This window comes from Stenotrophomonas sp. SrG, from assembly GCF_050031795.1.
GTDB lineage: Bacteria > Pseudomonadota > Gammaproteobacteria > Xanthomonadales > Xanthomonadaceae > Stenotrophomonas > Stenotrophomonas rhizophila_A.
In genome coordinates, this window is the sequence record NZ_JBNBBE010001049.1 from 1 (window position 1) to 240 (window position 240).

At 63.3% G+C, this 240-nt stretch carries 1 pseudogene; it reads left to right on the forward strand.

Going from position 1 to position 240, the window contains the following annotated elements:
* Nucleotides 1-240: pseudogene (locus tag ACQG3P_RS22685) on the forward strand (AraC family transcriptional regulator); the annotation flags it as partial.

Consider the following 240-nt stretch of genomic DNA (forward strand, 5'->3'; position numbering starts at 1 on the left):
ATCCAGTCGCAGGTGCATGATGAATCGCTGTTCTGCACGGTCACCTGCGGTTTCCACTGCCGCGGACGCTTCGTGTTGCCGCCGGAATGGTGCCTGCTCGGTTTCAGCCACGAGACCGACCCATCGCGAAGCTGGTGCCACGGCGTGAGTCTGGGCGCGGGTACGGCATTGTCGGTGTTTCCCGAAGGCGCCAGTGACTTCGCGTTCAGTGCCGGCAGCCGGTTCAGCTTCCTGCTTACG